This is a genomic window from Dongia sp. (assembly GCF_041906375.1).
GTDB lineage: Bacteria > Pseudomonadota > Alphaproteobacteria > Dongiales > Dongiaceae > Dongia.
The window spans coordinates 102,328-114,955 of sequence record NZ_JAYRJJ010000002.1 but is presented as its reverse complement, the minus strand read 5'-3'; the positions used below and the strand labels follow the sequence as shown (position 1 = coordinate 114,955).

At 63.7% G+C, this 12,628-nt stretch carries 13 protein-coding genes; 4 read left to right on the top strand and 9 right to left on the bottom strand.

Annotated features, from left to right (window positions below):
• Nucleotides 1-78 precede the first annotated feature (78 nt).
• The 3 genes from ACE3OA_RS07135 to ACE3OA_RS07125 all read left to right on the top strand — a co-directional run bounded on the left by ACE3OA_RS07135 (nt 79) and on the right by ACE3OA_RS07125 (nt 3,467).
• Nucleotides 79-1,530 (top strand): ABC transporter substrate-binding protein, encoded by a 1,452-nt coding sequence (locus ACE3OA_RS07135; protein WP_374309424.1) that lies wholly within the window; start codon nt 79-81, stop codon nt 1,528-1,530.
• Between the two features lie 89 nt (nt 1,531-1,619).
• Nucleotides 1,620-2,711, top strand: coding sequence for an ABC transporter ATP-binding protein (locus ACE3OA_RS07130; protein ID WP_374309422.1), 1,092 nt, complete (start codon nt 1,620-1,622; stop codon nt 2,709-2,711).
• Nucleotides 2,712-2,957: 246 nt separating this feature from the next.
• Nucleotides 2,958-3,467: a phasin family protein gene (locus ACE3OA_RS07125; protein ID WP_374309420.1), complete on the top strand. Its 510-nt coding sequence runs from the start codon at nt 2,958-2,960 to the stop codon at nt 3,465-3,467.
• Between the two features lie 126 nt (nt 3,468-3,593).
• Here the strand turns inward: ACE3OA_RS07125 and ACE3OA_RS07120 are convergent, their stop codons facing one another.
• The 6 genes from ACE3OA_RS07120 to ACE3OA_RS07095 form a co-directional block, all read right to left on the bottom strand.
• A complete protein-coding gene (locus tag ACE3OA_RS07120; RefSeq protein WP_374309418.1) occupies nt 3,594-4,037 on the bottom strand; it encodes a hypothetical protein in 444 nt (147 codons plus the stop codon).
• Between the two features lie 297 nt (nt 4,038-4,334).
• Entirely contained in the window at nt 4,335-4,835 is a 501-nt protein-coding gene (locus ACE3OA_RS07115; RefSeq protein ID WP_374309416.1) for a F0F1 ATP synthase subunit B, read from the bottom strand.
• Nucleotides 4,835-5,326 carry a F0F1 ATP synthase subunit B' gene (locus tag ACE3OA_RS07110; protein ID WP_374309414.1) on the bottom strand — a complete coding sequence of 164 codons (492 nt, stop codon included), beginning with the start codon at nt 5,324-5,326 and terminating at the stop codon, nt 4,835-4,837. Before ACE3OA_RS07110 ends, ACE3OA_RS07115 begins: the two co-directional genes overlap by 1 nt.
• Before the next feature lie 106 nt (nt 5,327-5,432).
• Nucleotides 5,433-5,657 carry an ATP synthase F0 subunit C gene (gene atpE / locus ACE3OA_RS07105; protein ID WP_374309412.1) on the bottom strand — a complete coding sequence of 75 codons (225 nt, stop codon included), beginning with the start codon at nt 5,655-5,657 and terminating at the stop codon, nt 5,433-5,435.
• 68 nt (nt 5,658-5,725) lie between these two features.
• Nucleotides 5,726-6,469, bottom strand: coding sequence for a F0F1 ATP synthase subunit A (locus ACE3OA_RS07100; RefSeq protein ID WP_374309410.1), 744 nt, complete (start codon nt 6,467-6,469; stop codon nt 5,726-5,728).
• Nucleotides 6,470-6,544: 75 nt separating this feature from the next.
• Nucleotides 6,545-6,865 carry an AtpZ/AtpI family protein gene (locus tag ACE3OA_RS07095; RefSeq protein WP_374309408.1) on the bottom strand — a complete coding sequence of 107 codons (321 nt, stop codon included), beginning with the start codon at nt 6,863-6,865 and terminating at the stop codon, nt 6,545-6,547.
• 421 nt (nt 6,866-7,286) lie between these two features.
• Here ACE3OA_RS07095 and ACE3OA_RS07090 point away from each other — a divergent pair, with 421 nt between their 5' ends.
• Nucleotides 7,287-7,601 carry a hypothetical protein gene (locus tag ACE3OA_RS07090; RefSeq protein WP_374309406.1) on the top strand — a complete coding sequence of 105 codons (315 nt, stop codon included), beginning with the start codon at nt 7,287-7,289 and terminating at the stop codon, nt 7,599-7,601.
• Between the two features lie 88 nt (nt 7,602-7,689).
• Here ACE3OA_RS07090 and smc read toward each other — a convergent pair whose 3' ends face one another.
• From smc to ACE3OA_RS07075, 3 genes are all read right to left on the bottom strand, one after another.
• On the bottom strand, nt 7,690-11,154 hold the full coding sequence (smc, locus tag ACE3OA_RS07085) for a chromosome segregation protein SMC (protein WP_374309404.1): 3,465 nt from the start codon (nt 11,152-11,154) through the stop codon (nt 7,690-7,692).
• Between the two features lie 30 nt (nt 11,155-11,184).
• Nucleotides 11,185-11,874, bottom strand: a complete 690-nt coding sequence (locus ACE3OA_RS07080) for a DsbA family protein (RefSeq protein ID WP_374309402.1) — start codon at nt 11,872-11,874, stop codon at nt 11,185-11,187.
• Between the two features lie 201 nt (nt 11,875-12,075).
• Complete coding sequence (locus ACE3OA_RS07075; protein ID WP_374309400.1) at nt 12,076-12,603, bottom strand: DUF721 domain-containing protein; 528 nt, start codon at nt 12,601-12,603, stop codon at nt 12,076-12,078.
• Between the last annotated feature and the right edge of the window lie 25 nt (nt 12,604-12,628).

Genomic DNA, 12,628 nt, shown 5'->3' with positions numbered 1-12,628 from the left:
CCCCTTGCTGAAACTACCGACCATCCGAAGTTCACTGAAGCCAAGCCTAATCAACAAAGAGAGAACGGGAGTGAGAACATGAGGAAACTGCTACTTGGAGCGACGGCGATGGCAGCGCTGTCCTTGAGCACCGGCGCGGCATTTGCCTGCGATCCGGACTATACCGGCGTCACCCTGACTGCCGCATCGCAGACCGGCCCCTATATCGCCTCGGCCTTGCAGAGCGCCGGCGAGGAATGGTCGAAGAAGACCTGCGGCAAGGTAAATGTGGTCGAATTCCCCTGGTCGGAACTCTATCCGAAGATCGTTACCTCGCTCTCCTCGGGCGAAGAGACTTTCGACGTGATCAGCTTCGCCCCGGCCTGGTCGCCGGACTTCACCGACTACCTCGCCGAAGTGCCGGAAGCCATGCGCTCGGGTGCCGCCTGGGACGACATCGCGCCGATCTATCGTGAACAGCTGATGGTGTGGAACGGCAAGACGCTGTCGCAGACCATCGACGGCGACGTCCATACCTACACCTACCGCATCGATCTCTTCGAGGATCCGAAGGAGAAAGAGGCGTTCAAGGCGAAATACGGCTACGACCTCGCCGTGCCGCAGGATTGGAAGCAGTATCTCGACATTGCCGAGTTCTTCACGCGTCCGGATAAGGGCCTATGGGGCACGGCGGAGGCCTATCGTCGCGGCGGCCAGCAATTCTGGTTCTTCTTCAGCCATGCGGCCTCCTACACCAACATCCCGGGCCAGAAGGGCGCCATGTTCTTCGATCCGGACACGATGGATGCCAACATCAACAATCCGGGCTGGGTGCGGGGCCTTGAGGAATATGTGAAGTCCTCGAAACTTGCGCCGCCCAACGCGCTGAACTTCTCGTTCGGTGAAGTCAACGCGGCCGTGGCCGGCGGCCAGGTCGCCCAGTCGATCGGCTGGGGCGATACCGGCGTCATCGCGGCGGATCCGAAGCAGTCGAAGATCTCCGGCAAGGTCGGTTCGGCCGTGCTGCCGGGCTCGAACGAGATCTATGACTACAAGACCAAGGAATGGAAGAAGTTCGATCATGTCGTCAAATCGCCGTTCATGGCGTTTGGCGGCTGGCAGGCGGCGGTTCCGGCTTCCTCCAAGAACCAGGAAGCTGCCTGGAACTACATCGAATTCCTCTCCAGCCCGGAAGTCTCGGGCAAGGCGGCGATCACCGGCGGTACCGGTGTGAACCCCTATCGCATCTCGCACACGACCAATCTCGACCTGTGGTCGAAGCTGTTCAGCCCGCGTGAGGCGAAGGAATATCTGGGCGCCCAGGCGGATTCGCTTGCCGCCGAGAACGTCGTGCTCGACATGCGGCTCCCCGGTTACTTCTCCTACACCGAAGTCGTGGAGATCGAACTCTCCAAGGCTCTGGCTGGTGAAGAGACCGCCCAGGAGGCTCTCGACAACGTGGCCAAGGAATGGAATCGTCTGACCGACGAATTCGGCCGCGACAAGCAGCTTGCCGCCTATCGCGCCGCGATGGGCCTGCCGCCGAAGTAATTCGGCCGGCAGTTTGAGCTAGACGAAAACGCTGTTCCGCCCCGGCCGCAAAGCCGGGGCGGGATTGCCCAACAAAGAAGAAGTTGCCCATGGCCCGCGTAAGCCTCGATCGCATCACCAAATCCTTCGGCGATGTCACGGTCATCCCGCCGCTCGATCTCGAAATCGCCTCGCGCGAGTTCGTCGTGCTGGTGGGGCCGTCGGGCTGCGGCAAGACCACGACCCTGCGCATGATCGCGGGGTTGGAGACGGCAAGCTCCGGCTCCATCAAGATCGGCGACCGGGACGTGACGCAGCTGCGTCCGGGCCTGCGCAATTGTTCGATGGTATTCCAGAATTACGCGCTTTATCCGCATATGACGGTAGCCGAGAATATCGGCTATGGCATGAAAGTGCGCGGCACCTCGGCGACTGAGATCGATACCGCCGTCAAGAATGCTGCCCGCATTCTCAACCTCGAGCCCTATCTCGAGCGGCGCCCCAAGCAGCTGTCCGGCGGCCAGCGGCAGCGCGTCGCCATCGGCCGTGCCATCGTGCGCAATCCGGACGTGTTCCTGTTCGACGAACCGCTCTCCAATCTCGATGCCAAGCTGCGGATTGAAATGCGCACCGAGATCAAATCGCTGCATCGGCGCCTGCAGACCACGGTGGTCTATGTAACCCATGATCAGGTCGAGGCCATGACCATGGCCGACCGCGTCGTCGTCATGAATGGTGGGCGCATCGAACAGGCGGCCGATCCGATCACGCTTTATGAACGCCCCCGCAATCTGTTCGTTGCCGCCTTTATCGGCGCGCCATCGATGAACTTCGTCGAGGGCGCGTTGGCCGGCGGCGATGGCGGCCTCGCTTTCAAGACCGAGGGCGGCGTCAGCATCCCGGTGCCGGCGTCGCGCCAGGCGGCCTATGCCCCGCATGTCGGCGCCAGGGTCGTGGCCGGGATCCGGCCTGAACATACGGTGGCCGGCGGCAGGCCCCTGCCGACTGTCGAACTCAAGGTGCGCGACGTCGAACCGCTGGGGCCGCATACGCTCCTTATCGGCACCGTCGGCAATGCGCCCTTTACCGCTCAGGTCGCCGCCCATACCAAGACCGCGGCGGACGACACCGCGCTTATCCCGATCGATGCCGACAAGATGCATGTCTTCTTGAAGGATAGCGGCGAAGTCATCCCGGTCTGAGCCGCCGGCCATTTTTGCGGCCTGCCCCTTGCAGGCGAAATGCAGCCGCCACCCGCCCAGGTGGCGGCTTTCCGGCATGGGATGTTCTTATTTAAGACATTGAATTGTAATGGTTTTGTTCTATATTGTGCGCTGCAACAAAATATCCCTTGATTTAGCGCCAACTCTGCCTCATATAGAACCTCAGATTGTGCACCGCACAATGAACCAATTGCACCAGAACCGTTTCACTGAGGAGACGCCACCATGGCTAAAGCCCAGACCACGTTCGAGAACACCCCGACCCCGACTTTCCCGGACTTCACCAAGTTCGATTTCACCAAGATCCAGGCCGATTTCGGCAAGTGGTTCGGTGATTACAGCAAGACCTTCGCCAACGGTAAGGCGAACTTCTTCGACTTCGACGGCGTCGTTGCCGCCCAGAAGAAGAACTTCGAAGTCCTGACCGCCGCCAACCAGGCCGCCTTCGAAGGCGTCAAGGCCGTGGCGCAGCGCCAGGCCGAGATCGCCCGCAAGGCGGTTGAAGAGTTCGGCAAGGTCGCCAAGGAACTGGCCGAGCCGGCCAGCGCCGAAGAGAAGCTTGTGAAGCAGGCCGAGCTGACCAAGGCTGGCTTCGAGCAGGCCGTTTCGAACCTCCGCGAGATCACCGATCTCGTGCAGAAGTCAAACGCCCAGGTTGCCGAGCTGATCCAGGACCGCTTCGTCGCCCAGATCGACGAAGTGAAGTCGGCGATCGCCAAGGTTGCCAAGAAGTAAGACTCGTTCGATCGGCGCGCGGTGCCAAAAGCGCCGCGCTGCCCGGACCGACGTCAAGCCGCCCGCATCACCCGATGCCGGGCGGCTTTCTATTTGGAGGGCATGCAGGCATCAGGAATGCGGGCGTCAGGAATGCGGGCGTTCTGCCGGCTTTTCAGCGACAGGGGCTGACGGCCCCCTTTTCCGGCCGGCCGCACGGTCAAAGACTGCAACGATCAGCAGCGCGGCCAGTCCCAAGCCAATCGCCCCACCGCCGGCAATGAGCAGATAGGTGCCCAGCGAAAAATCGGCCGGGCCCAGCAGCCAGATCACGATGAGAAAAGCCACGAAACCGCCGACGGCGACACGGGCCGCAGCTTGCCAGCGACCGGGCATATCGCCGCCGCGCAGGCGCGCCAATTCGCCATCCAGGGTCTGCCGGTAGAGCGACCGCCGCAGATCGTCTTTCAGCCGACGTTCGCGGGCACGTGTTTCGACGGCCCGCTCCACCTGGCGTTCGGTGGCGGCAAAGGCGGCTTTTCTTGCTGCCTCTTCCCCTGATTCTGGGCCATCCAGTGGCAACGTCATCATTTCAGACCCCGCATGGGCGGCGGGCGATGCCCATGCTGCCTGCGCTCAACAGACGGGCTAGCTGCCCGATCAGTCCCGCATCTTCGTCGCAAGCAGTTAAGGATTGGTCCACGCAACTGCGCGTCAGCTGGCAATTTACCCGAATCGCGGGGGCCCGGCCACATTTATAGGAAATACCCCGACCGTGTGCGCGCTCGAATGCCCATTCCCTGACAAAGCAAAAGGCCCTGACAAAGCAAAAGGCCCGGATCGCGAGGATCCGGGCCTTGAGCTTAAGGGTCGTTCTGTCGATAGGGCTCAGTGCAGCCGCGTATCGACATCCTTGATGGCCGCATCGACGAGCGCGCTGGCGCGAGCGTCGTTGAGGCTGCTGGCGATGAGCTTCTTCGCGGCGGCGGTCGCCACGTCGACTGCTTCGCGGCGAACCTCGGCGATGGCTGCCGCTTCGGCCTGGGTGATCTTCTCCAGGGCCAGCCTCTCGCGGCGGGTAAAGGCGAGGTCGAGATTGGTCGCCGCTTCCTTGGCCTGGCGCAGGGCCACGGTCTTGGCGGTCTCGATGATCTCGGCCGCTTCGCGCAGGGCATCCTTCTGCTTGCGCTGGTATTCGGCGAGCAGGGCCTGGGCCTCGTCCTTGAGCTTCTGCGCTTCGTCGAGATCGGCTTTGATCTTGATCGCGCGCTGGTCGAGCATCTGGGTCAGCGCCTTCCAGATCTTCGGGCCGGCGAAGGCCAGGAAGATCAGGCCGCCGATATTGACCCAGGTATGCGGATTGGCGAAGAAACCGACTTCATGTTCCATCACGCACGCTCCTTGACCACGGCGTCGACTGCGGCACCGGCAGCGGACTGATCGACACCCGTACCCGTCAGCTTGGCGGAAATGCCGGCGGCCAGATCCGTGGCAATCGCCTTCACCTGGGCCATCGCGTCCGCCTGGGCGGCTTTGATACGGCCTTCTGCGGTGCGGGTCTGCTCGGCCAGGCGTTTTCCGAAATCGGCTTCGCGGCGGGCGGTCTCGGCGGCGCTTTCCGCCGCGGCCTTCGCCAGTTCCGCCTGGGCCTGGGCCTTGGCGTCAGCGATCGCCTTTTCATAGGCGGCGAGGACGTTCGCAGCTTCGGCGCGCAGCTGTTCCGCCTTGGCGAGGTTCCCCTCGATGCGCTCGGCGCGGCTCTCGATGATCGTCGCCACCTTCGGCAGCGCGAATTTCGACATCAGCACATAAAGCGCCACGAAGGTCACAACCAGCCAGACCAGCAGCGGCGAGAAAATGGCGGGATCGAATTGGGGCATGGGTCCCCTCCCAACTTCAAACTTGTTTTACGGACTGGCCGGCTTCCCGTTTTGGAAAGCCGGCCGGCCGCAATGTCGCAACGTTACTTTGGTCGTCCGTTCGGGCTTAGCCGAACAGGATGATCATGGCGATGACGAAGCCGAACAGACCCGTGGCTTCGATCAGCGCGAAGGCGAGCATCGGGTTGACCTTCAGCTTGCTCTGGGCTTCCGGGTTGCGGAACGCACCCTCCATGTAGCTGCCGAACAGGTTACCGAGACCGACGCCAGCGCCGCCGAGGGCGAGGGCTGCGATACCGGCGCCGATCATTTTCGCGGCTTCGAGTTCCATGATGGATGTCCTTTCTTGGGATTAACGTTGCTTGGTGTTGATGGAGAACTTCTTCTCTGCGTCTGCCCTTAGTGCGCCAGGTGAATGGCGTCGTTGAGGTAGATGCAGGTGAGAATGGCGAACACATAGGCCTGCAGCAGGGCGACCAGGACTTCGAGGGCGAAGATCATCGGGATCGCAACCAGCGGAATGGCGCCCAGCGCAAAGAACAGACCGCCCAGGCCGACGACGAAGGTGCCGAGCACGCCCAGCATCACGTGACCGGCCACCATGTTGGCGAACAAACGGACCGAGAGGCTGATCGGGCGGATGAGATAGGAGATGACTTCCAGCGGAATCATCAGCGGCATCAGCCACATCGGCGCACCGGCCGGGGCGAAATAGCTGAAGTAGTGGGTGCCGTGCTTCACGAAGCCCACGATCGTCACGATGGTGATGACCATGAAGGCGAGGGCGAAGGTGACAACGATGTGGCTGGTGACGGTGATGGCGCCGAAGAGGCCGATGAGGTTGGCGCCCAGAATGAACATGAACAACGAGAAGATCAGCGGAAAGAACTGCTTGCCGGCCGAACCGGTATTCTCCTTGAGGAGATTGGCGATGAATTCATAGAAGAATTCGACCATGCCCTGGAAACGGCCCGGGATGATGGCGGCGTTGCGCATGCCGGCGACGATGAAGAGGGTGATGAGGCCGACGACCACGACCATGATCAGCGACGCGTTGGTGAAGGATGCGTCGATGCCGCCCAGATGGAAATCGGCAAGCGTCTTGATCTCGAATTGGGCGAGCGGTGAATGGGCTTCGGCCACGATGTCATCCCCGGTTGATGCCGCCCGCGAACCCGGCTGGACTTCCGTCCGTGGCCCGGCCCGAAGGGTCGACGCTTAACGTTGATCCTTCTTGGAAGCTTCCAGCTGCTCCATCTGTTTCGACACGCGCATCACGTTGAGGATGCCGCCGCCGAGACCGAGGATCATGAGAACCAGCATCAACCAGGGGCGCGTACCCAGCCAACCATCCAGCAGGTAGCCCATCCCCAGACCAACCAGCAGGCCCGCCAGCAATTCGACGCTGAGGCGGAAGCCATAGCCCAGGGAAGTGCCCTCGCGGGCCAGTTCCTGGGTGCCCGAGCCTTCGATCCGCTCCCGCGCCGCCTTCAGCTTCGCGTTGAACTGGTCGAGATTATCGGGCTGCTGTTCGGTCATTGTCGCCGATCCTCAAGGTATCCCCCGAGCAACAAGCCGCTACCTCCGCCAATCGGAGGATCGGCAGAAGCGCGCGCAACATAGGCAAGGGGTGATAGGCTGTCAAGGTGATTTCAGGTGGTCTAAGTTGTTGAATATAAATCGGAAAATTGGCACCAGCGAGGCCCTGCGGCGGCCTTTCCGGGAACGTTTCGGAATCGATCTTGCCCAATCAACCGACGCGACGGCCGCTGGTTTCCCGCATAGCGGCAGGAAAAGCGCCGCCGAAGGGTAAAACAGGACGATTGTCCTTGGCCAGTTCAGGGGAAACGCCGAGTGACGTGAACAAGTCTCGCATGCCTGACCTTGGCTGAGGCGGGGTTCTGCGACAGTCTGGGCCGATGGGGCGAATCGGCTGGTCGGTACGGTAGGGGAGTTAAACTTGCGAAAAATTGCTGCGTTGGCGCTGGTCGCCGTCGTTTGTGGCGGCGGCATGGTGGTCATGATCCTGGCCGGCATCCTGGCGGCCCTCATCACCGATCCATTTTATCCCTTCTGGGCCGCCTTCGCGCCGCTGGGTGCCGCCGCGGCCCTGTTCACCGCCTGGATCGCCGGCCGGGTCCCGGCCTGGCTCTACTCCGCACATCCGGACCGTAAACTCTGGACCCGCATCGCCTGGATCGTCTCGCTGGCAATCAGCGGCCTTTGGGGCCACGGCGTCGCCGATGTTCTCGGCTCACCCATGCATTGGCAGTGACGGCCGCGCACCGGCAATGTCGGAACCAACATCACATCGATAGCCGTCATACCCGGGCATGACGGGACCTGGCGGGCCGGATAGAGCCTTATGACGCGGCTTTGAGGTGCGCGATTTCCTGGAGGTCGACCGAGACCAGCTGGCTGACGCCGCGTTCCGCCATGGTGACGCCGTAGAGGCGGTCCATGCGGGCCATGGTCAGACGGTGGTGGGTGATGACCAGGAAGCGCGTGCCCGAGGCTTCGGCCAGTTCCTGCACGAGATTGCAGAAACGCTCGACATTGGCGTCGTCGAGCGGGGCGTCGACTTCGTCCAGCACGCAGATCGGTGCCGGGTTGACGAGGAAGACGGCGAACAGCAGGGCCAAGGCGGTGAGGGCCTGCTCGCCGCCCGAGAGCAGCGACAGGATCTGCAGCTTCTTGCCCGGCGGGCTCGCGAAGATTTCCAAGCCCGCATCGAGCGGATCTTCTGCTTCGGTCAACTGGAGGTGCGCCTTGCCGCCGCCGAAGAGACGCGTGAACAGCGACGTGAAATGGCCGTTCACCAGCTCGAAAGCGGCCAGCAGCCGCTCGCGGCCTTCGCGGTTCAGTGAGGCGATGCCCTGGCGCAGGCGCGAAATGGCATTGATGAGGTCGGAACGCTCGGTCTGCATGCCGGCAAGCTGCTGGTCGAGCTCGTTCGATTCCGTTTCGGCACGCAGGTTCACGGGGCCGATATTCTCCCGCTCGCGCAGCAGCTTGGAGAGGCGCTGCTCGGTCTCGTCGCGGGCCGGCAAGCCTTCGCCGGGATCGAGCTCGGCCAAGCCCAGTACTTCCTCGGGCGAGCATTCCAGCTTCTCGCGGATGCGCTCGGTCAACGTGTCGGCGGCTTCCTTGGCCTGCTCGATCGCCGCCTCGGCGCGGACGCGCTGCTCGCGCGCTTCGATGAGCTTGTGTTCCTCGCCCTTCAAGCCGCGATCGGCCTCGTTGAGGGCGGTTTCGGCGGCGGCCAGCGCATCGGCGGCGTTGCGGCGCTTTTCCTCGGAGACTTCGAGAAGATCCATGAGGTCGCGGCGCTGCTGGGCGATTTCTTCCGGCAGGGCGGCGAGGCGTTCGATTTCCGCCTCGATATGCGCGCGGCGCTCGACCAGTTCATCGAGATGCGCTCTCGCTCGCTGGCTGCGGTTTTCCCAGGAACGGAGTTCGTCCGCGATCGCCAGCAGGCGCTGCTGGCGCTGCTGCGCCTCGCGCTGCAGGCGATCGAGCGCGGAGCGCGCCTCGACCAGGCGCGTGCGGCGCTCAGCCACTTCCGGCCGGAGTTCGTTGATGCGGTGGCGGGCCTGGTCGAGATCCGGCAGCTCGGCGCGCTCGGCGGCCGCCGCTTCCAACTGACCTTCCAGTTCCGCGATGTCGCCGGCGACCGCTTCCGCCTGTTCGGCGATGGCGGCAAGGCGTGACTGCATCTGTGTGGCGCGCTGCTCGACGCGAGCTGCGGCGTCACGCGCCTGACGCGCGGTATTGTAGGCCGCCTGCAAAGTCTGGCGCTGGTTGCGCTCGCGGTCGATCAGCCCCTGCGCTTCGTCACGGGCCGAGCCGAACTGCGCTTCGACCTCGGCCAGCGCCGCTTCCGCAATCTGCAGCGTGCCTTCAAGTTCGCGCAGGCGGTTGCGTTGCTTCAGGCGGGTGGCGGCAGCGGTTTCCGTGCCGGCGGCGATGGTGAAGCCGTCCCAGCGCCACATGGCGCCGTCTTTGGAAACGAGGCGCTGGCCTTGGGCGAGCTGTGGTCCAAGCGCGCGGCAGGTCGCTTCATCTTCGATCACGCCGATCTGGGCAAGACGACGGCCAAGCGCCACCGAGCCGGTGACGAAGCGCGAAAGCGGTTCGGCGTTGCCAGGGAGGGAAGGTGCCGCAGCATCGGCTTGGCCTTCGCGCCAATGCGTCGGCGCCCCGAGATCGGTCGAGGCCTGCAGATCGTCGCCCAAGGCCGCGGCGAGAGCCGTTTCATATCCCGGCGCCACGGTCAGGCTGTCGATCAGCGGCGGCCACATGTCGGCGTCGGAATTGGCGAAGATCGAGGAGAGCGCGTCGACCTCGGCCTTCAGGCGCTGACGCTGGTCCTGCGCCTGCTGCAACTGGGCACGTGCCCGGGTCTCTGCCTCGCCGGCGAGACCCCGTTGTGCCTCGATCTCGGCCAGGACGGCCTGGGCTTCTTCGAGCGCCGCTTCTGCTTCGGCAACAGCCGCGCGGGCGGCACTCGTCTCGGCATCGTTCTCGATTTCGGCCGACAGGCGCTGGCGCTCGGCATCGACTTCCTGGGCACGGTTGCCCAGGCGCTGGCGGCGCTGCTGCAATTCGTCGAGACGGCGGATGAGGGCCTGCGCGCGGGCTTCCGCGGCGGCGAGGTCTTGGGTCAGGCGGCCGAGCTCGGCTTCGCTCTCGTCGACCTCGGCCTGTGCTGCCTCGACGCGGCGCTGCGTCTCTTCGGAGATCGCGGCTTCTTCGCCGGATGTTTCCTCGATGGCGGCGCGCTCGTCGGACAGGCGCGCGGCAGCGGCCACGGCATCGTTGGTGAGCGCCAGTTCGCGACCGTGATCGGCTTCGTTCTCGCGCAGCTGCCGGTCGGCATCTGCACGGGCCTGGGCGATGCGCTCTTCTTCCTTGTCGAGAGCGCCGCGCGCGATGGTGAGGCGCTGCAGTTCAGCGGCCGCTTCCGCTTCCGCCTGGCGGAGGCTGGGGAGCACCGTCGCTGCTTCCGTCTGGCGGGTGGCGGCGATGGCGGCGGCCGAGGTCAGCGAGACGACGGCGGTTTCGGCCGCCATCAAGGTCTGTTCCGAATACTCCAGACGCTGACGCGCATCCTGCCATTGCAGATGAAAGAGGATCGCCTCGGCGCGGCGGATATGGTCCTGCAGATTGCGATAGCGCGACGCCTGGCGCGCCTGCTTCTTCAACTGGCCGAGCTGGCTTTCCAACGTGATGATGACGTCATCAAGGCGCGCAAGATTGGCTTCCGCCGCCTTCAGACGCAGCTCCGCCTCATGCCGGCGGGTGTGGAGGCCGGTAATGCCGGCGGCCTCTTCGAGCAGCGAGCGCCGGTCGGTCGGCTTTGCATTGACGATCGCGCCGACGCGGCCCTGGCTCACCAAGGCGGTCGAATGGGCGCCGGCCGAGATGTCCTGGAACAGCAGCTGCACGTCGCGGGCGCGCGCTTCCTTGCCGTTGACCTTGTAGGTCGAGCCTTCGCCGCGATCGATGCGGCGCGAGATTTCAAGATCGTCGCTGTCGTTGAACTGCGACGAGGCACGGCGGTCGGCGTTGTCGAGCGTCAGGATGACTTCGGCGACGTTGCGGGCCGGGCGATTGCCGCTGCCGCCGAAGATGACATCGTCCATTTCCCCGCCGCGCATGCGCTTGGCCGAGGTTTCGCCCATCACCCAGCGCAGGGCTTCGACCAGATTCGACTTGCCGCAGCCATTGGGGCCGACGATCCCGGTCATGCCCGCCTGAATCGAAAGCTCAGTGGATTCGACGAAGGATTTGAAGCCGGTCAGGCGAAGCTTGTTGAACTGGACCAAGGCTGGGCGTTCCCTAAAACAGGTCGTGATTTAGTTTGCAGCAGGGGCGAGGGCGTCCAAGATCTTCTTGAATTCCTCGAACGACTTTTCGCCTTTGATGACGATGCCGTTGACGACAAAGGTCGGCGTTGAATCGACCTTGTACGCCTTGTCGGCTTGTTCGGCCGAGGCGATGATCTTGTCCTTCACCGCCTTGTCGTTGAGGCAGGTCTGGAAATCCTGGCCATTGATGCCGGCGGCGGCGGCGATGCCGGCCAGCACGGGGCCGGAATTCTCATTGACCCATTGGGCCTGTGTCGCAAAGAGCTGGTCGACCATGCCCCAATAGGCGAGCGGCGAGACGCAATGGGCGAGGAGCGAAGCCTGCACGGCGGGGCCGTTCAGGGGGAAGTCGCGCAGCACCAGCTTCACTTTGCCGGTGTCGATGAACTGCTTCTTGATCTCCGGCAGCACCGTCATGTGATGGCGGGCGCAATGCGGGCAGGAGAGCGAGGAATATTCAATGAAGGTAATGGGGGCGTTGGCATCGCCCAGCACCATGTCGCCTTCCTGGGCCTGGTTCATGGGGCTGTCCACCGGAGCCGGCAGGCCGGCCAGGGCCGGATTGTCGCTGATCGCGGGGGTCGCACCCGGCCCATAATGGGTCCAGGCATAGAAGCCGCCGACGCCCAGAAGGGCCAGCACAACAACACCGATTACCAGATTGCGCGGGTTCAACATTGCCTCCATTTCCGGGCTCTGGAGATGAGACCCGATTTCGCCGCTATTTGGCAGGATTCAGGAGGTCATGCAAGCGAGGCCTCGGTGACGGGCGGGTGGCCCGGCTGGGCTACATGAAGAGTCACCGGATAAGTCTTTGGATTCGGGCGAGTCGTCCGCTGTCCAGCCGGAATTTCACGGAAACGCAATGTTTTAGGGGTGTCAGACCCGCTTGGCGCGGGCCGCCCCGAGTCGCCGCAGGGCCTCGCGGATGTCAGGGTCCGCGACGTTAGAGAGGTCGGGCTGGGCGACCTGGCCCTTGGCCGGCTGGCGGGTCTTTGGCGCCCCCCTTTTCCGCTCGCCGATCTCGATCTTGATCTCGGTGATGGCGGGATAGCCGAAATAGCGCTGGATCCGCTCCAGGATGCGGGGTTTGAGATGCTGGATCTCGAGGCTCGCGGCAGGGCTCGCGCGCAAGGTGAGGGTGCCGCCAGCGACATTGGGGGCAATGGCGCCCGCCGGCTTTTCATCCTTTTTTGGGCGCGGCAGACGCATCTTCACCGGAATGGCGAGGCGGGCGATATCCTCGCCGACGATGGTCGGCCATTCACCGATGAGGCTTGCTTCGGCGAAGCCCTTCTTCCCCAGGGCGAGCTTGGTGAGGTTGGGCACGGAACTCGCCAGCGCCGAGAGGCGGTTCTTCCGCTCGGCCTCGATTTTCTTCCCCGGTTTTTCCTCTTGGGCGCTCATGGGCCGCAGTCTAAGGTCGCGCGCC